This is a genomic window from Nocardioides sp. NPDC006273 (assembly GCF_040613495.1).
GTDB lineage: Bacteria > Actinomycetota > Actinomycetes > Propionibacteriales > Nocardioidaceae > Nocardioides.
The window spans coordinates 27,819-45,709 of sequence record NZ_JBEXSD010000049.1; the positions used below are offsets into that span (position 1 = coordinate 27,819).

A 17,891-nucleotide genomic window follows, 5' to 3' on the forward strand; every position below is an offset into this window, starting at 1 on the left:
ATTACCGGTGAGTAGTTAATGGTCATAAACTGCGACACATGAGCGCTGACTACCCGTTGTTCGCCCTCTCCGAGGAGCACCAGGAGATCCGCAAGGCCATCCGCGAGATCTGCGACGCCAAGATCGCGCCGGCCGCAGCCGCGGTCGATGAGGAGGCTCGCTACCCGCAGGAGGCGCACGACGCGCTGGTCGAGACCGAGTTCTTCGCGCCGCACGTGCCGGAGGCGTACGGCGGTGTCGGTGCCGACGCGCTCGCGACCGTCCTGGTCATCGAGGAGATCGCCCGCGCGGACGTCTCGGCCTCGTTGATCCCGGCGGTCAACAAGCTCGGCTCGCTGCCGGTGCAGATCGGTGGCTCCGAGGAGCTCAAGAAGAAGTACCTCGGCAAGCTCGCGGCCGGCGAGGGCAACTTCTCCTACTGCCTCTCCGAGCCCGACGCGGGCTCGGACGCCGCCAACCAGAAGACCCGGGCCGTACGCGATGGTGACTTCTGGGTGCTCAACGGCGTCAAGCGCTGGATCACCAACGCGGGCGTCTCGGAGTACTACACCGTCCTGGCCGTGACCGACCCGGAGAAGCGCTCGAAGGGCATCTCTGCCTTCGTCGTGGAGAAGTCGGATGAGGGCGTCTCGTTCGGTGCCCCGGAGAAGAAGCTGGGTATCAAGGGCTCGCCCACCCGCGAGGTCTACTTCGACAACGTACGCATCCCCGCCGACCGAATCATCGGCGAGGAGGGCATGGGTTTCGCCTACGCCATGCAGACTCTCGACCACACCCGCATCACCATCGCCGCGCAGGCCGTCGGCGTCGCCCAGGGTGCGCTCGACTACGCGCTGGGCTACATGAAGGAGCGCAAGCAGTTCGGCAAGCCGATCGCGGAGTTCCAGGGCCTGGAGTTCATGATCGCCGACATGGGCATGAAGATCGAGGCCGCTCGCCAGCTCACCTACGCCGCCGCGGGTCGCTCCGAGCGCGGCGACAAGGACCTCACCTTCTTCGGTGCTGCGGCCAAGGCCTTCGCCTCCGACGTCGCGATGCAGGTCACCACCGACGCCGTCCAGCTGTTGGGTGGCTACGGCTTCACGCGTGACTACCCGGTCGAGCGGATGATGCGCGACGCCAAGATCACCCAGATCTACGAGGGCACCAACCAGGTCCAGCGCATCGTCATGGCCCGCCAGCTGCTCGCCGGTATCCAGTCGACCCTGTGACCGATCGGTGCACTGCGCCGGCCAGGCGCAGTGCACCGATCGTGCATGTGCACGATCGGTGCGTTCTGGTGCCGGCGCTATCGTCTGCGCCATGGGAGATGACGGGTTTCGGCTCCGGGAGTGGCAGGCGTCGGACGCGGGGGTTCTGCTCGCGGCGTACAGCGGGGCGGGGATGGCGACGGAGAGGCCCGGCGACGTGGCCACCGTCGAGGACGCCGAGCGACTGATCGCGGGGTGGGCGGAGGAGGCGGATGCCGATCGTGCCTACACCTTCGCCGTCGTCGACGGAGACGACGTCCTCGGTCAGATGCGGGTCACGACCCAGCTGCGCGTCCATGGCATCGGCTGGATCTCCTACTGGACCCTCGAGGAGCATCGCGGCAAGGGCGTCGGCGGCACCGGCCTGAAGCTGCTGGCGAAGCACTGCTTCGATGAGCTCGGTCTGTTCCGCCTCGAGACCGGTCACCGTATCGACAATCCCGGCTCGTGCCGCGTCGCGACCTCGGCAGGCTTCCTCGTCGAGGGCCGCGAGCGGCAGAAGCTGTTGTACGACGGCGTCCGCTACGACACCGAGACCCACGCCCGGCTGGCTACCGACCCCGATCCCGCCTGACGGCGAGAGGGCGGGTACGTCGGCCGAGAAGTCGCCCCGGTCGGCCGAAGCGTCGCTCCGGCGAATCGAGATGTCATGTGGATGGCATGTCGGCCGACGTACGTGACGTCTCGGCCGACGGGGGTGACGCCTCGGCGGGTCAGTCCTGGACGCGGCCGCGGAGCTGTTTGGTCTGGCCGCGTTGACGCTTGGCGTCAAGGCGGCGCTCCTTGGAGCCGCGGGTGGGCTTGGTGGGGCGGCGGGTCGGGGGTGGTGGGGCGAGAAGCTCGCGTACGCGCTCGGCCAGACGCTCGCGCGCGGTGATGCGGTTGCGGTGCTGGGAGCGCTGCTCGTGGGAGACGACGTGGATCGGGCCGGGGGAGCGGGCGAGGAGGCGGGCGCGCTGGCGCTCGTCGAGGGCGGATGACTCGGCCGGGTCCCAGGAGAGCTCGACGCGGGAGTCGGTGGTGTTGACCGACTGCCCGCCTGGGCCGGGAGAGCGGGAGAAGCGTTCGACCAGCTCGGCGTCGGGAATGACGAGACCGTCGGGCAGCCCAGGGCCCGGCGACACTCGAAGATCCTTCACTCGAAGAACCCTAGTCCGCGGGGCTACCGAGCGGCGGGCCCGGTCGAGTCGCGCACCACGAGCTCGGCGGGGACCCGCTGCCGCCGGGCGCGTGCGCCGGGTTCCTTCAACGCCAGCGCCAGCGCCCGGGCGCCCATCTCAGCCATCGGCAGGCGGACGGTGGTGAGTCCGGGGGACAGGTCTTGGGCGACGGCGACGTCGTCGAAGCCGCTGACCGAGACCTGGCCGGGCACCGAGACCCCGGAGCTGCGCAGCTGGGAGAGGCATCCGATGGCCATGTCGTCGTTGAGGGCGATGACTGCGGTCGTACGCGGGTGGTCGGCGAGCATCCGGCGGATGCACTCGCGTCCGCCCTCGCGGGTGAACGGCCCTTGGAGAACGGGTACGTCGCCGGCGTCGAGTCCTGCCGCCTCGAGTGCGTCGCGCACACCTTCGAGGCGGTCGGCGACGGTGGTCAGCTCCAGCGTGCCCGAGACCACGACGATGCGACGGTGGCCCAGGCCCAGGATGTGCTCGGCTACGGCGCGGCCGCCGGGGCGGTTGTCCGGCAGCACGCTGTCGACCCCGAGGTGGTGCCGGCCGACGACGGCGACGCGGCCGCCCGCCTCCGCGTAGCGCTGCACCTCGAGCCGCATCGGTGCCTCAACCGAGGCGTCCACGAAGCCCGACCCCGCGATCAGGATCGCGCCGACGCGGTTGGCCACCAGACTGCGTACCTGCTCGACCTCGGCCTCGGGATCGCGGCCGGTGTGGCAGATCTGGACGGTGCGGCCGTTCTCTGCGGCGAGGCTGAGCACGCCGCTGGCGATCTCGGAGAAGTAGGGGTCGCCGATCTCGTGCACGACGAGCCCGATGGTCGCGGTCGACCCGCTGGCGAGCGAGCGGGCGTGGAGGTTGGCGACGTAGCCGAGCTCGCGTGCCGCCTGGCGGACCTTCTCAGCCACCGAGTCGCTCACGCCCGGGGTCCCCGAGAGCGCGCGGGAGGCGGTTGCGATCGAGACGCCGGATGCATGCGCGACATCGATCAGGCGGGGGGAGCGGTTGGTTCGGACCATCGATGCCCCTTGTCGTCAGGAATGTGACTCTTGCCACACTAAGCGAGAGTCGGTAACGTCATCGTAAACGCTTACGTAAGCGCTTTCGTAGAGGAGACCCGCAGATGCGCTTCACGAAGACCCCCACCGCGAGCAAGCGGTTCAGAGCAACCCTGGCTGCAGCAGCGGCCGTGACTCTCGCCTCCACCCTCGCCGCCTGTGGCGGCGCCGAGGAAGGAGGCGGCGACGACGAGATCGTGATCGGCATCTCGCTGCCCCTGACCGGCGACTTCAGCGAGCCCGGCAAGGGCATCCAGCGCGGATATGAGGCCTGGGCCGAATACGTCAACGCCAACGGCGGCCTGCTCGGCCGCGACGTACGACTGGAGATGCTCGACGACCAGTCCAGCGCCGAGCGCGTCGCCGCCGACTACGAGAAGCTGATCAACCAGGAGCAGGTCGACCTGATCGTCGGGCCGTTCTCGACCCGGCTGGTGATCCCGGCCGCCCAGGTAGCCCAGGACTACGGTTACCTCTTCGTCGAGCCCGCCGGTGCGGCGCCCGAGGTCTTCGAGGAGGGCTTCGACAACCTCTTCTACGCCGCCCCCGCCGTCGCGAACGACCACTACAAGCTCCTCGCCGAGCACATCCTGGCGATGCCGGAGAGCGAGCGGCCCAAGACCGCGGCGTACGCCTCCATGGACGACCCGTTCGCCCAGGGCACCGCCTACGGCCTCAAGGACGCGCTGGAGGAGGGTGGCGTCAAGACCGTCGCGGACGAGGTCTACCCGCCCAACACGACCGACTTCAGCGGCATCGCCGCCAAGATCGCCGACAGCAAGGCCGACATGGTCGTGGGCGGCAGCCAGTACCAGGACGGCGTCAACCTGATCGTCGCGCTGCAGCAGCTCAACTATCAGCCCAAGCTGGCCGCGTTCTCGACCGCGCCGACCGAGACCGAGTTCGCCAAGGCGATCGGCGACAAGACGCAGGGCATCATCGCGCCCACCGGCTACACGACGAAGGCGGCCTACCCCGAGAACCAGGAGTTCGTGAAGTTCTACGAGGAGAAGCACGGCGAGGCACCGGGTGAGGACGAGGCCAACGCCTGGACCACCGGTCAGGTCGTCGCGGCGGCGGTCGAGGCGGTCGAGTGCGCCGAGCCCGACCCCGACTGCCAGTCCAAGCTGATCGACTGGTTGCACGAGAACGAGGTCGAGACTGTCGTGGGGCCGCTGAGCTGGGACGACAAGGGTCGCCCACAGAGCGCCCACATGGTCCAGCAGTGGGTGGACGGCGAGATCAAGATCGTCCTGCCGGAGGACCAGGCCGAGGCCGAGTTCATCTTCCCGAAGCCGGCGTGGTGAGCCACGTGAGCGAGCGTCAGCGAGCGAGCCATCGGATCATCACGCGCCCGCGTCCGTATCCTGGCGCTTGCGCTACGGAGGTGGGCGCGTGACGGGGGCGCTTCTCCTGCAGAGCCTGATCCTGGGGCTGCTGCTCGGAGGCCTCTACGCCCTGCTCGCCGCCGGCCTGACGCTCTACTTCGGCGTCATGCGGGTCGTGATGATCGCCCACTCCGCGTTCCTGATCCTGGCTGCGTACCTGGCCTGGTTCTTCACCACGCAGACCGGGCTCGACCCGCTGCTCTCGCTGGTCATCACCGTGCCGCTCTTCTTCGCAGCCGGCTACGCGATGCAGCGTGCGCTGCTCTCCCGGCTGCGGCCGGCGACGCTGACGATGATGTCGGTGCTGCTGACCTTCGCGATCGCACTGGTCATCGAGGGCGGCCTCGGCTACCTCTTCTCCGGCACCCAGCGGCGGATCCAGCTCGACTACTCGAGCGCGAGCCTGGAGCTGTGGGGCGCGCGGATCGCGGTGGTCAAGCTGGTCGCCTTCGGGCTGGCCGCGGTCTCGCTCCTGGCGCTCTACCTGCTGCTCAAGAAGACCCGCTTCGGCCAGGCGCTGCGCGCGACGATCCAGCACCGTGAGGCCGCCCAGCTGCTCGGCATCGACACCGACCGGATCGCCGGTTTCGGCTTCGGGCTCGGCCTGGCGACCGCGGCGGTCGGTGGCACCGCGCTAGCGCTCGACGCCACCATCTATCCCTCGCTGCACTGGCACTGGATCGGACCGCTGATGGCGATCATCGTGATCGGCGGCCTGGGCAGCATCCCAGGCGCCGCGATCGCGGCGATCCTCCTCGGGGTGACCCAGAGCCTGCTGCAGATCCCGATGGGCACCACCTGGGCACAGACGGTCTTCTACCTCGCCCTCTTCGCCACCCTCATGTTCCGCCCCCAGGGATTCTTCGGAGGTCGCCTTGCTCAGCGCTTCTAGACACAAGGCTTCTAGACACAAGACTGCGACAGACCGAGAAGGCCGTACGTCCTCGGGTCGCTCCGTCCTGGTGACCAAGCTCGTCGCGGCGGCTGTCGCGCTGGGCCTCGTGCTCGCCTTCCCGGCCCTCGCCCCGGACCCGTTCATCCTGTCGGTGGGGGTGGTGATCGCCAGCTACGCCGCGCTCGCGGTGGCCTGGAACTTCGTCGGCGGGATGACCGGCTACATCTCACTGGGACATGCCGCCTACTCCGGGCTGGGTGGCTACGGCACCGCGCTGCTGGTGACCGAGGCCGGCGTGAACCCGTGGGTGTCGATGATCGTCGCGGCCGTGCTCGTGGGCGTGGCCGCGGTGCCGATCGGGATCGCGTCGTTGCGGGTCCGGGGCGCCTCGTTCGTGATCGTCTCGATCGCGCTCGTGCTCATCCTCCTGCTGGTCGCGCAGAGCTGGTCCGACGTGACCGGCGGGTCGAACGGGCTCCGGGTGCCGCGGCCGTTCGGCACCGACGTACTCCGGCCCGAGCAGCACGAGCGGTTCTTCTACCTGTTCGTCGCGCTGACCCTGGTCGCCCTCGTGCTGTGGTGGGTGATCGACCGGTCCCGGCTCGGCACCGGGCTGAAGGCGATCCGGGAGGACGAGGACAAGGCGCAGGCGCTGGGCGTGCCCACTCATCTCTACAAGCTGGTCGTCTTCATAGTGTCGGCGTTCATGACCGCGATGGCCGGAGGGATGTACGCCCTCTGGTTCGGCTCGCTCGACCCGATCTTCCAGTTCTCGATCCTGACCGGCTCCTATCTGGTGCTGATGTCGCTGCTCGGCGGCGTACGCAGCCTGCTCGGTCCGGTCGTCGGAGCGGTGATCGTGGGGTATGCGGTCGAGTTCTTCAAGACGCAGTACGGCGACACCCAGCTGCACCTGGTCGCCCTCGGGCTGCTCCTCGCTCTGGTCGTGCTCTTCATGCCCGACGGAGTCATCCCCTGGGTGACCGCGCAGCTCGACCGGTTCCGTCCCGGCGACACCTCGATCCGCGAGGTCGATGCCGCCCAGCTGGCCGATGAGCGCAAGGCGCTCGAGGAGGCGAAGTCATGACGTTCCTGACGACCGAGGGACTGACCAAGGCCTTCGGCGGCGTGCGCGCCGTGGACGAGGCCACGGTCAGCTTCCACGAGGGCAAGATCAACGCCCTGATCGGCCCGAACGGGTCGGGCAAGACCACGTTCTTCAACTGCGTGACCGGGATGATCCGGCCCGACTCGGGATCCGTGACCTACCAGGACCGCGACGTGACCGGCCACGCACCTCACCGGATCGCACGTGCCGGGCTCGGTCGCAGCTTCCAGCTGTGCCGGATCTTCCCGCGGATGACGGTCCTCGACAACGTGCTGGCCGGAGTCCGGTCCACGGGCCTGGTCCACCGGCTGCGAGGGGCGCACAACCCCGACGACATCGCCCGGGCGCGGGAGCTTCTGGCCCGGGTCGGCATCGAGCACCTCGAGCGCAGCGAGGCTCGCGACATCTCCTACGGGCAGCAGAAGCTGCTCGAGCTCGCCGGGGTGCTGATGGCCGAGCCCGACACGATCATGCTCGACGAGCCCGCAGGCGGCGTGAACCCGGCGCTGATCGGCCGGATCGCCACGCTCGTGCGCGAGCTCAACGCGGAGGGGCGCACCTTCGTCATCGTCGAGCACAACATGGAGCTGGTGATGAGCCTCTCCGACCATGTCGTGGTCTTCGACCGCGGCCGCCCGATCGCCTCCGGTGCACCGGCGGACGTGCAGAACGACCCACGAGTCCTGGAGGCCTACCTTGGTGTCTGAACCTCTTCTCGAGCTCCGCGACATCGAGGCCGGCTACGGTCGTGCGGCCCTGGTCCTGCGAGGCCTCACCGTCACCGTTCCCGCAGGTCAGATCGTCTGTCTGGTGGGGCCGAACGGAGCGGGCAAGTCCACCGTGCTCAAGGTCGCCAGCGGCATGCTGACCCCACGCTCGGGGACCATCACCGTCGACGGGGTCGACGTCACCCGCAACGGGCCGCAGCAGATGCTCCGCGCGGGCATGGCCCACGTCCTCCAGGGCCACTCCGTCTTCAGGGAGATGACTGTCGCGGAGAACGTCGGGCTGGGCGCCTACACGGTGCGCGACGCGGCCGCGATCCAGGAGCGGACCGACTTCGTGAAGACCCTCTTCCCGGTCGTCGCCGAGCGTTGGAACACCCTCGCCGGTGCACTCTCGGGCGGCCAGCAGAAGCAGGTCGAGTTCGCCCGCTCGCTGATGGTGAGCCCGAAGGTGGTGCTGCTCGACGAGCCCAGCATGGGCCTGGACCCGAAGACCACCGCGACCGTGTTCGAGCAGGTCGTACGCATGCGGGACGCCGGTCTGGCGGTCCTGCTCGTCGAGCAGAACGCCCGGCGGGCCCTGGAGTCGGCAGACCTGGGGTGCGTACTCGATCTGGGGAAGGTGCACATCGCAGGCGCCGCTGCCGACCTGCTCGCCGATCCGCGGATGGCGGAGCTCTATCTCGGGGGAGCCGCAACAACCTCAGCAGGGGCCACCGACGGTCCCGATTAGGGGAAGGAAAGCACCATGAGATGGAAGCTGAACCGAATGGTGGGGCGAGGCGTACGCGCCGGTGTGGTCGCCCTCGCAGTGGTCCTGGCCGCTCCGCTTGCCGGAGCCCAGGCACAGGTGCCTGACGGCCCCGGCCTGACCGTGGTCAAACCCAGGGCGAGCCTCGCCGACTGGGATCCGCTGACCGATGAGAAGTGGGCCTTCGAGGACGGCTCGGTGATCCTCACCGAGCCAGGGACGGCGCCCTCGGGCCCGCGGCGCCCCTTCGAGTACGCCGTGGTGACCAAGGGTCCCGCGCTCGGCTCGCTGACCTACCGCGCCGAGGTCCGCATCGACGAGGCCGTCGAGGTCACCAACCGCGACGTGATCCTGGTCTGGAACTACCAGTCACCGACGCGCTTCTACTACGCCCACCTCTCGACCGACAACACCATCTACCCCCACAACGGCATCTTCGTCGTCAACGACGCCGACCGGCTCCGGATCGACCACCAGTGGAACGGCACCGTCGGCGCCGCGCCGTCGATCACCGACGCCGAGTGGCACGACGTACGTCTCGACTACAACGCCCGCACGGGTGCGATCGCGGTCTATCTCGACGGTGCCGACGAGCCCCGGATGACCGCCACCGACACGACCTTCGCCGGAGGCCGCGTCGGCTTCGGCTCCTTCGACAACTTCGGGCGCATCCGCGACGTCACCGTCGCCGGAATCCGCCACCGCTAGAGCGAAACTCAAAGGAGATCACCCATGGGAACCCCACGTCCGTGGGTGAGTCTCGCGGCTGCCGCCATGCTCGCCGCGCTGCTCACCCCTGCCTCCTCCTCGGCTGCCATCCCCGGCAGCGACCCCGTCCCCGACCCCATCCCCGAACAGCCCGTACGCAGCAGCCTCGGCCTCGTGCTCGAAGAGGTCGCCCAGCTTCCCAAGACCGAGCCCTACCCCGCGCCCACCGACCAGCGCCTGGTCCGCCAGAACCGGATCAACTTCATCGGTGAGGTCCCCGACGGCTCCGGCCGGATGTACGTCCCCGACCTCAACGGGCCGATGTATCTGCTCGACCACGGGAAGCAGCACGAGTACCTCGACGTCAAGGACCACTTCGTCGACTTCTGGTCCGGTGCCGGGCTCGGCAGCGGCGCCGGGTTCATCACCTTCCACCCCGAGTTCGAGACGAACGGACTCTTCTACACCACCCACACCGAGCGCTTCGGAGCCTTCGCCAAGACGCCCACCTTCCCGTCGCAGACCAACCCCGGCTCCGGACGCACGGTCAGCGTCGTCACCGAGTGGGATGCCACCGACCCTGCGGCCGACACCTTCGAGGGCAGCAGCCGGGAGGTGATGCGGATCGACTTCGCCGGCCAGATCCACGCCATCCAGCAGATCGACTTCAACTCGACCGCCGAGCCCGGCGACGAGGACTACGGGCTGCTCTACATCGCCTCGGGCGACGGCGGCAACGGCGTCCGGAGCGACGACCCGCAGAACCTCGCCAACCCGTTCGGCAAGATCCTGCGGATCGACCCGCTCGCTCGCGACGGTCGCAACGGGGCGTACGGGGTCCCGGACAGCAACCCGTTCGTCGATCGCGAGGGCGCGATCGGCGAGATCTGGGCGTACGGCATGCGCGACCCGCACCGGTTCTCCTGGGATGCCGAGAAGGGCACGCTCCTGCTCGGTCACATCGGCCAGCACGCGATCGAGGGCGTCTACGACGTACGCGCCGGGGACAACCTCGGCTGGAGCGAGATCGAGGGCCGGCTGCTCTACGACAATGCCGACGAGTGCGCTCTCTACACGGTCCCCGACGACTACGACATGTCCGGCTTCACCCTTCCGGTGGCCTCCTTCGACCACGACCCGCCGGCCAACTACTCCTGCCGGTCCGACAGCGGCCATGCGGTCAGCGGCGGTGTCGTCTACCGTGGCCGGTTGGGCGATCTGAAGGGGAAGTACGTCTTCGGCGACCTGGTCAACGGCGAGGTCTACTGGACCGACTCCCGGCAGATGCGCCGCGGCAGCAGCAAGGAGGCGACGCTGCACCAGATGCAGCTCTTCGACACCTCCGGCAAGCGGCTCTCCATGCAGGACTTCGTCGACCATCCGCGGGTCGACCTGCGCTTCGGCACCGACTCCCACCGCAACCTCTACCTGCTGGCCAAGGCCAACGGGAAGATCTGGAAGGTCGTCAACACGGTGCATCGGCCCTGGCCGAGCGAGGTCGTGCCGTCGATGCGCGAGAACCTGGTCAGCTACTACGACTTCGAGCACCCGTTCGCCCCGGGGTCACGTGAGGAGGACCAGGGTTTCTCGCGGACGCTGCTCGACCAGGTCAACGGCGGCAACGCGATGCAGGTCACCGACTCGGCCTACCGGACCAGCAACAACGCCCTGCAGACCCAGCAGGTCGCCCCGGAGGTCAACGGCAACGACGACTGGAAGGCGGGGTCATGGAATCAGAACGGGGTTGCATCGTTGGCGCCGTTCGCGGGAGCCGAGCAGATCACCGTGGCCGGCTGGTTCAAGGTCGACATGGACGGGCCCGCGCTCAACTCGGTGACCGCCGACCCGAATGACCGGTTCAACGCCATCGGGCTGGCCGGGGTGCTCTCGGGCAACTCCGACGGTCACGGCGTACGCGCCCTGCTCGAGCTCATCAACGTCAACGGCACGTTGCGCCTGGTCGCGCTCGGACGCCGGCTCGATGAGGGGGCCTCGCAGACCTTCGCCGCGTCGGCGGACTGGCAGACCCTGCTGCCGCGAGGGCAGTGGGTGCACCTGGCGGCGACGTTCGACTACACCACGGGCAAGATGGCGCTCTTCCGCAACGGCAAGGCCGTCGAGGGGTTCTACACCTCCGCCGGCGACCCGTGGCAGGTCGACGGCACCGGCACCTCCGAGACGTTGCCGCGAGGCATCAAGGTCGGCGGATCCTTCCCGCAGGACACCGTCGAGCGGAACCCGTGCAACTGCCGGATGGACTCGCTGATGTTCCTCGACCGGGCGATCACGCCGGACGAGGCGCGAGCCCAGTATCAGCGGTTCGTCAACGGCCGCTGATCCCGTCGAGGCGGTGTCCTGAGCCTGTCGAAGGGCCCGCGGCCCGGTTCATCGAACCGGGCCGTGGACCTCGCTGCGGAGCCTGGCCATGGTGGCGTCGAGGTCTGCCGCGGTCCGGGCCGCGGCGCCGAGCTCGTCGCGCAGCGAGGTGGGGACGGTGCCGTCGTACTTGTAGTAGATGGAGTGCTCGACGCTGGCCCAGAAGTCCATCGCGATGGTGCGGATCTGCAGCTCGACCGGCACATCCACGGCGCGGTCGGAGAGGTAGACCGGCACCTTGATGATCAGGTGGAGGCTGCGGTAGCCGTTGGCCTTGGGCTCGGCGATGTAGTCCTCGACCTCGACGACGTCGACGTCGGACTGGCTGCTCAGCATCTCCATGATCCAGTAGACGTCGGAGACGAACGGGCACACCACCCGGATCCCGGCGATGTCGCGGATGTGCTGCTCGACGGCGTCGAGGGTGAGCGGGCAGCCGATCTTGCGCGCCTTCGCGAGCAGGCTGTCGGGCGACTTGAGCCGGGTGCGTACGTGCTCGATGGGGCTGTGGTCGTGGGCGTGCTCGAACTCCTCGCGCAAGATCGCGATCTTGGTCGAGACCTCGTCGATCGCGAACTTGTAGCGCATCCGGAACTTGGCCAGCTCACGCGCCATCTCGTCGCTGCTCGCCTCGACGAGATCGACCAGGCCGGTGATCAAGTTGTGGTCACCGGCGGGGCCGGGCACCGACCGGACGGTCGCGATGGTGCTGTGTCTCCCGCTGATCGGGTCGACTGTTGTCATGCTCCCCCTCCTGACAGAGCCATCCTTGCAGGCGGCGGCAAGACACCGGCGCGGTGCCCCGGCGCGGGGCCGGGCGAGCGGTCCGACGTGCATCAGGGTCTTCCGTCCCTCTTCTTGACGTCGACGTGCACTCGGCCGGGCGCGCTGCGATACAGTGACACCCCTCGGGGGATAAATACCCCTCGGGGGATAAGAGGTCTGTTCGGGCTACCTACGAGAAGGACACTCCCCCACATGCGTATTCTGCTGCTCGTCTCCGCGTACAACGGCCTGACCCAACGGGTCTGGTGCGATCTGAAAGAGGCCGGCCACGACGTCGGTGTCCTGCTGGCTCCGGTCCACGACGACCCTTCCCTGGTGGCGGCGGTCGATGCGATCGAGCCCGACCTGATCCTGTGTCCGTTCCTCAAGCACCGGGTGCCGGAGCAGGTCTGGGACCGCTACCCGACCGTCGTGATCCACCCGGGTCCGCTCGGCGACCGCGGCCCGTCCTCGCTCGACCATGCGACGCTCGACGGTCGCGACCGCTGGGGCGTGACCGCGCTGTCCGCGGTCGAGGAGATGGACGCCGGCCCGGTCTGGGTGACCAGGACCTTCGAGATGCCTGAGGTCCCGATCGCGAAGAGCGCGCTCTACAACGGCCCGGTGGCCGACGCCGCGATGGACTGCGTCGCGGAGGTCCTTCGGATGGTCGCGGCGGGGGAGACCCCGAAACCGGCCGAGGAGTGGCCGGCAGAGGTCGAGGGCACGGGCGAGCTGCCGCTGCTGCGCCGCAAGGCCTTCGAGATCGACTGGTCGGCGTCGGCCACCGAGATCGCCCGGCGGATCGCCGCGGCCGACGGTGCTCCGGGTGCTCCCGCGACCGTCGATGGTAGGACGTACTGCCTCTTCGACGCCGCCACGACTCCCGACGAGCACGGCGACGTGGAGCCCGGCACCGTGGTCGGTGTCGACACCGATGCGGTCGCGTTCGCCACCGGTGCGGGCACCTTGTGGGTCGGCTACGCCGCGACCCTCGGGAAGAAGCGTGGCCCCAAGCTCCCGGCGGCCTGGGTCCTCGATGTCCAGCACGCGCCCTTCCGGGAGATGCCGGAGGCGCTGGCCGAGGCGACCTATGAGCGCGACGGCGACGTCGGCTTCATCACCATCCGCTCCTACAGCGGCGCGATGCACACCCAGCAGTGCCGACGGCTGGCCGATGCGGTCCGCAAGGCGCTCGTCGAGGACACCAAGGTCCTGGTCGTACGCGGCACGGAGCACGCCTTCTCCAACGGCATCCACCTCGGCGTGATCGAGGCGGCGCAGGACCCGGCGGCCGAGGCTTGGGACAACATTCGTGCCATCGACGAGCTCTGCTTGACGATCGCCGAGGCCGAGCAGCTGACCATCGCCGCATTCACCGCCAACGCGGGCGCCGGCGGCGTGATGGCTGGCCTCTGCGCAGACATCACGGTGGCGCGCGCGGGCGTCGTGCTGAACCCCTACTACGACATGGGCATCTTCGGTTCCGAGCTGCACACCTGGGGCCTGCCGAGCCGAGTCGGCAACGAGCTCGCCGACCAGTTGCTCGGTGCGAAGCTGCCGATCTCGGCGACCGAGGCGGCGCGCATCGGCATGGTCAGCGATCTCGGCCCGCGCGACGCGGCCGAGTTCGACGGCTGGCTGCGCGGCTTCGCGCAGCGTTCTGTCGAGCCGGAGGCGTACGAGTCGGCCCTGGCGGCCCGGGACGCACGTCGTGCCGAGGCGCTGCCGATGTCCTACTACCAGAGCATCGAGCTGGCCGAGATGGCGCGGGACATCTTCGACGACAGGTACGGGTTCGCCGCGAAGCGGAAGGCGTTCGTCAGCAAGGCTGCGCCCACCGAGACGCCGGCCAAGATCACGTTCTGACCACGTTCTGACCGTTGACAAACTAGAACGCGTTCCACCAACCTAGAGGCGTGTGATCTGACTCACACGCCTCTAGGAGGAGCACGTGACCCAGGCGCCCCCACCGCCCGACATGACCTTCCAGCGATCGGGCCGCGATCCTGCGGCGCTCGGCGCGAGGCTGGAGCAGTGGCTGGCCACGGCACTTCCGCCCGGCGCCGATCCCGAGGTCGCGCTCCTGGGTGGCATCGACGCCAACGGGCTCTCCAGCGAGACCGTCCTGCTCGATGTCACCTCGACCGAGGGTGGGGTCCGGGGGACGAAGGCGTACGTCCTGCGGGTGGCACCCCGTCCGGAGGACATCCCCGTCTTCGCGACCTATGACCTGCAGGCGCAGTACGACGCGATGCGCCTGGCCGGGTCGCTGAGCTCTGTGCCGGTGCCGGAGGTCGGGCTCGCCGAGATGAGCGGCTCGGTCCTGGGGACCCCGTTCTTCCTGATGGAGCGGGTCGAGGGGGTGGTCCCGCCGGACGTGATGCCCTACAACTTCGGCGACAGCTGGCTCTTCGCCGCCTCGCCGGCGGAGCGGGCCGCGCTCCAGCGGCGCTCGATCGAGGTGCTGGCCGGGCTGCACGGGATCCCCGACGCCGCCTCGCGCTTCGGCTTCCTCGACCCGGCCGTGGCCGGCCACTCCGGGGAGACCCTGGTCGCCCGCAACCTGGCCAAGACCCGGGCCTGGTACGCCTTCGCCTCCACTGCGGAGGAATCGGGTGGCCGTTCGCCGCTGGTCGAGCGGGGCTTGGCCTGGCTCGAGGCCAACCTGCCCGACACTGGCCTCTCCGAAGACGGTGGCGAGCCGGTGCTGTGCTGGGGTGACGCGCGGATCGGCAACATCATCTACCGCGACTACTCGCCGGTCGCCGTCCTCGACTGGGAGATGGTCAGCCTCGGGCCCCGCGAGATGGACGTGACCTGGATGATCTTCGCCCACCGCATCTTCGAGGACCTGGCCGCGATGCTGGGCATGCCGGGGATGCCGGACTTCCTCACCGTCGATGAGGTCCGTGAGGCGTACGCCGCCGCGAGCGGTGTCGAGCTCGGCGACCTGACCTGGCACGAGGTGCATGCGGCGGTCATGTGGGGAGTCATCTATCTGCGGATCGCGGCTCGGCAGATCCACTTCGGGGAGATCGACGCGCCCGAGGAGCCGGAGTCGGTGCTCTACCACCGGGCGATGTTCGAGGCCATGCTGGACGAGGTCGGCGCGTGAGCGGGGCTCATTCGGAGTACGTCGGTGTCGGCCCGCTCGACGAGTATCCGATCCATCAGCTTCCGCGGCCGGTGGCATGGGCGGGGAGCAGCGACCGCAACTTCTACGACCGCTGCTACCTCAATGCCCACGACCGGACCGGCGAGATCTTCCTCATCACTGGAATGGGGTTCTATCCCAACCTCGGGACCAAGGACGCGTACGTCCTGCTCCGACGTGGCGACGAGCAGACCGCCGTGCATCTCGGCGACGGGGCCGACCCGCGGGGCGGTGACCGGATGGAGCAGCGGGTCGGGGCGTACCGGATCGAGGTCTCGGAGCCGCTGCGGAAGCTCCGGGTGGTGATGGAGGAGACCCACGGGGTCGCCCTCGATCTGCGCTGGGAAGGTTCGTTCGGCGTGGTCCAGGAGCAGCCGCACGTGATGCGCCAAGGGGCTGCCACCGTCCTCGACGCCCAACGGTTCGCGCAGGTCGGGACCTGGGAGGGGGTGATCGAGGTCGACGGGGATCGGATCGAGGTCGCCCCTGGCCGGTGGGTCGGCACCAGGGACCGGTCGTGGGGAATCCGGCCCTCCGGGGAGGGGTTGCCGCCAGGGAAGCCTGCCAACCCGGGTTTCGAGGGGATGTGGTGGCTCTACGTGCCACTCCGGTTCGACGACTTCGCCGTCGTCCTGATCATCCAGGAGACCCCGGACGGCTACCGCACCCTCAACGACTGCACACGTACGTTCGCCGACGGTCGGGTCGAGCAGCTCGGCTGGCCGCACGTCCGGGTCCACTATCGGGACGGGACGCGCCTTCCGGAGGGGGCGACGATCACCTGCACCACGCCGTCGGGGGAGCCGCTGGTGCTCGAGGTCTCCTCGCTCCTCGGTGTGCCGATCCATGTCGGTGGGGGCTACGGGGGCGACTCCGACTGGTCTCACGGTGTCTGGAAGGGCGCTGGGTTCTCTGAGCGGCTGACCTACGACATGAACGCTCCTGAGGTTGTCGGGCGGGTGCCGTTCGGGGTGATCGACCATGTCGGGCGCGCGGTCGCGCGCGGGCCTGGGGTTGGGGATCCTGGGGGTGCTGTTGGGTGGGGGCTCTTTGAGCACGGTGTTCTTGGGCGGCATGATCCTTCGGGGTTTGCCGACTGGTTCGACCGGGTCTGATTGGGTGGCTCGGTGGTCGATCTGTCGAGACCTCGCTCCGCTGGTCGAGAGCCTCGTCCCCGCTGGTCGAGCCGCCGGAGCCGCTAGGCGGAGGCGTGTCGAGACCAACACGGTCTTCCGGTGGTCGAGCTTGTCGAGACCTCCCTGCCGGAAGGTTCCGCTCGAGGGCTGATCGGGGCCGCCGACCCGGCTTCGAGGGTGTTCTCGACATGCCCCGGCGTCAAGGCGATGTATCGAGCTTGTCGAGATGACGGCCTGCGGCCGCCGGCTACGCCGGCCGCTTCGCGGTCCTGGACACCGGACCATCTCGAGAAAACATTTGGCTGGCTATCGGGGCGGCGGCCCGGGTGCGGCGCAGCGGATTCATGCTTCGGAACGGTGATGTTTGTGGGGTGGGAGGGTGGCCCTTCGGGCCACTTACCATCCACAGGTTCGCCGTCGTTCACTCACCGCGAAAAGTACGTTTGACCTGCACAGATAGGTGTTCAAGACGGCTTGGTCGGGGTAGAATCGGAAACACTATGACACGCCTTCGAAGGGAGGTGACAGCAATGAGCATCGACCACTGGGGCACCACCCCTGGAGACCTCGTCTCGTCGGCTCTTGCTGCCATCGAAACCTCCCTTGAGCAGCTCCTTGCGATGGATCCGACCTATTGGCGCACCAGCCAGAAGAAGGAGTTCCTCGCGAAGGTGGAGAAGCTCCAAGCCCAGCAGGCCGCGTTGACGCTGCGGGTGCTGGCTGTCTCCGGTGACATCGCCGCCGAGTCCGGCGACAAGGACGCGTCCGCGTGGATGCGCGCCGAGTTGCTGGTCGACAAGGGTGCCGCGCGGACGCAGATCAAGTTCGCCACTGCTGTGACGAAGTACGAGCTGGTCTCTGCCGGCCTCGCTGCCGGTGTCATCTCCGAGGCCAAGGCCCGGGTGATCACCAAGGCCCTCGACAAGGTCGATGCCGACCCGGTGGCCACAGGCGAGTGTCTGGTCCTGGCCGAGAAGCTGCTGGTCGACTACGCCACCCAGATGACGACCAAAGAACTGCGGATCATCGGCAAGCGGATCCTGATCGAGGTCGACCCCGGCCGGTTCGAGGAAGCCGAAGCCAAAGCCCTCCTCGCCGAGGAAGAACGTGCCCAGCAGAAGACCGCACTCCGGGTGTGGGACAACGGCGATGGAACCGTCGGGTTCGACGGGGTCCTGCCGGTCTCGATCGGGATGCGGTTCAAGAAGCAGGTCGAAGCCTGGGCCCAGCCCCGCAAACAGCAGCTCGTCGAGAAGGGTGCCCCGCTGCCGCCGTGGGAACGGATGATGGGCCAGGGATTCGCGCGCCTGATCGAGACCATCGACCCGACCGCGCTGCCCCGCCACGGCGGCGACGCCACGGTCGTGAACGTGGTGATCAGCCTCGAGGAGCTCCGCAA

General features: G+C 68.6%; 16 protein-coding genes. 13 read left to right on the top strand and 3 right to left on the bottom strand.

Features of this window, described 5'->3' with window-relative positions:
* Positions 1-38 precede the first annotated feature (38 nt).
* Both ABZZ22_RS19750 and ABZZ22_RS19755 read left to right on the top strand, forming a co-directional pair.
* Entirely contained in the window at positions 39-1,211 is a 1,173-nt protein-coding gene (locus ABZZ22_RS19750; RefSeq protein ID WP_354934612.1) for an acyl-CoA dehydrogenase family protein, read from the top strand.
* 91 nt (positions 1,212-1,302) lie between these two features.
* On the top strand, positions 1,303-1,824 hold the full coding sequence (locus ABZZ22_RS19755; RefSeq protein WP_354934615.1) for a GNAT family N-acetyltransferase: 522 nt from the start codon (positions 1,303-1,305) through the stop codon (positions 1,822-1,824).
* Between the two features lie 139 nt (positions 1,825-1,963).
* Here ABZZ22_RS19755 and arfB read toward each other — a convergent pair whose 3' ends face one another.
* Entirely contained in the window at positions 1,964-2,374 is a 411-nt protein-coding gene (arfB, locus tag ABZZ22_RS19760) for an alternative ribosome rescue aminoacyl-tRNA hydrolase ArfB (RefSeq protein ID WP_354934618.1), read from the bottom strand.
* A gap of 38 nt (positions 2,375-2,412) precedes the next feature.
* Positions 2,413-3,444 carry a LacI family DNA-binding transcriptional regulator gene (locus ABZZ22_RS19765; RefSeq protein ID WP_354934621.1) on the bottom strand — a complete coding sequence of 344 codons (1,032 nt, stop codon included), beginning with the start codon at positions 3,442-3,444 and terminating at the stop codon, positions 2,413-2,415.
* A 104-nt stretch (positions 3,445-3,548) separates the two neighbouring features.
* On the opposite strand from ABZZ22_RS19765, the gene ABZZ22_RS19770 reads away from it, so the two are divergent.
* The 7 genes from ABZZ22_RS19770 (at position 3,549) to ABZZ22_RS19800 (ending at position 11,395) form a co-directional block, all read left to right on the top strand.
* Complete coding sequence (locus ABZZ22_RS19770) at positions 3,549-4,790, top strand: amino acid ABC transporter substrate-binding protein (protein WP_354934624.1); 1,242 nt, start codon at positions 3,549-3,551, stop codon at positions 4,788-4,790.
* A gap of 88 nt (positions 4,791-4,878) precedes the next feature.
* Complete coding sequence (locus ABZZ22_RS19775) at positions 4,879-5,763, top strand: branched-chain amino acid ABC transporter permease (protein ID WP_354934627.1); 885 nt, start codon at positions 4,879-4,881, stop codon at positions 5,761-5,763.
* Between the two features lie 70 nt (positions 5,764-5,833).
* Complete coding sequence (locus ABZZ22_RS19780) at positions 5,834-6,853, top strand: branched-chain amino acid ABC transporter permease (protein ID WP_354934630.1); 1,020 nt, start codon at positions 5,834-5,836, stop codon at positions 6,851-6,853.
* Complete coding sequence (locus ABZZ22_RS19785; RefSeq protein WP_354934633.1) at positions 6,850-7,581, top strand: ABC transporter ATP-binding protein; 732 nt, start codon at positions 6,850-6,852, stop codon at positions 7,579-7,581. Before ABZZ22_RS19780 ends, ABZZ22_RS19785 begins: the two co-directional genes overlap by 4 nt.
* On the top strand, positions 7,574-8,332 hold the full coding sequence (locus ABZZ22_RS19790; protein ID WP_354934636.1) for an ABC transporter ATP-binding protein: 759 nt from the start codon (positions 7,574-7,576) through the stop codon (positions 8,330-8,332). Before ABZZ22_RS19785 ends, ABZZ22_RS19790 begins: the two co-directional genes overlap by 8 nt.
* A gap of 15 nt (positions 8,333-8,347) precedes the next feature.
* Positions 8,348-9,058: a hypothetical protein gene (locus ABZZ22_RS19795; protein ID WP_354934639.1), complete on the top strand. Its 711-nt coding sequence runs from the start codon at positions 8,348-8,350 to the stop codon at positions 9,056-9,058.
* 24 nt (positions 9,059-9,082) lie between these two features.
* On the top strand, positions 9,083-11,395 hold the full coding sequence (locus ABZZ22_RS19800) for a PQQ-dependent sugar dehydrogenase (protein WP_354934642.1): 2,313 nt from the start codon (positions 9,083-9,085) through the stop codon (positions 11,393-11,395).
* A 48-nt stretch (positions 11,396-11,443) separates the two neighbouring features.
* On the opposite strand, the gene ABZZ22_RS19805 is transcribed toward ABZZ22_RS19800, so the two are convergent.
* Positions 11,444-12,178 (bottom strand): GTP pyrophosphokinase family protein, encoded by a 735-nt coding sequence (locus ABZZ22_RS19805; RefSeq protein ID WP_354934645.1) that lies wholly within the window; start codon positions 12,176-12,178, stop codon positions 11,444-11,446.
* 234 nt (positions 12,179-12,412) lie between these two features.
* On the opposite strand from ABZZ22_RS19805, the gene ABZZ22_RS19810 reads away from it, so the two are divergent.
* The 4 genes from ABZZ22_RS19810 to ABZZ22_RS19825 form a co-directional block, all read left to right on the top strand.
* Positions 12,413-14,068 (top strand): enoyl-CoA hydratase-related protein, encoded by a 1,656-nt coding sequence (locus tag ABZZ22_RS19810; protein ID WP_354934648.1) that lies wholly within the window; start codon positions 12,413-12,415, stop codon positions 14,066-14,068.
* Between the two features lie 85 nt (positions 14,069-14,153).
* Complete coding sequence (locus ABZZ22_RS19815; protein WP_354934651.1) at positions 14,154-15,317, top strand: phosphotransferase family protein; 1,164 nt, start codon at positions 14,154-14,156, stop codon at positions 15,315-15,317.
* The gene (locus tag ABZZ22_RS19820; RefSeq protein ID WP_354934654.1) at positions 15,314-16,471 is read left to right on the top strand and encodes a hypothetical protein; all 1,158 of its coding nucleotides are present in this window, start codon (positions 15,314-15,316) and stop codon (positions 16,469-16,471) included. Before ABZZ22_RS19815 ends, ABZZ22_RS19820 begins: the two co-directional genes overlap by 4 nt.
* A 551-nt stretch (positions 16,472-17,022) precedes the next feature.
* Positions 17,023-17,891: HNH endonuclease (locus ABZZ22_RS19825; RefSeq protein ID WP_354934657.1), on the top strand; the 869-nt coding region annotated here is incomplete at its 3' end.

Excerpts from the sequence above, each read along its gene's own strand:
- ABZZ22_RS19785 (WP_354934633.1), top strand. The coding sequence starts at position 6,850 with ATGACGTTCCTGACGACCGAGGGACTGACCAAGGCCTTCGGCGGCGTG.
- ABZZ22_RS19805 (WP_354934645.1), bottom strand. The coding sequence starts at position 12,178 with ATGACAACAGTCGACCCGATCAGCGGGAGACACAGCACCATCGCGACC.
- ABZZ22_RS19800 (WP_354934642.1), top strand. The coding sequence starts at position 9,083 with ATGGGAACCCCACGTCCGTGGGTGAGTCTCGCGGCTGCCGCCATGCTC.
- ABZZ22_RS19810 (WP_354934648.1), top strand. The coding sequence starts at position 12,413 with ATGCGTATTCTGCTGCTCGTCTCCGCGTACAACGGCCTGACCCAACGG.
- ABZZ22_RS19765 (WP_354934621.1), bottom strand. The coding sequence starts at position 3,444 with ATGGTCCGAACCAACCGCTCCCCCCGCCTGATCGATGTCGCGCATGCA.
- ABZZ22_RS19750 (WP_354934612.1), top strand. The coding sequence starts at position 39 with ATGAGCGCTGACTACCCGTTGTTCGCCCTCTCCGAGGAGCACCAGGAG.
- ABZZ22_RS19795 (WP_354934639.1), top strand. The coding sequence starts at position 8,348 with ATGAGATGGAAGCTGAACCGAATGGTGGGGCGAGGCGTACGCGCCGGT.
- ABZZ22_RS19755 (WP_354934615.1), top strand. The coding sequence starts at position 1,303 with ATGGGAGATGACGGGTTTCGGCTCCGGGAGTGGCAGGCGTCGGACGCG.
- ABZZ22_RS19770 (WP_354934624.1), top strand. The coding sequence starts at position 3,549 with ATGCGCTTCACGAAGACCCCCACCGCGAGCAAGCGGTTCAGAGCAACC.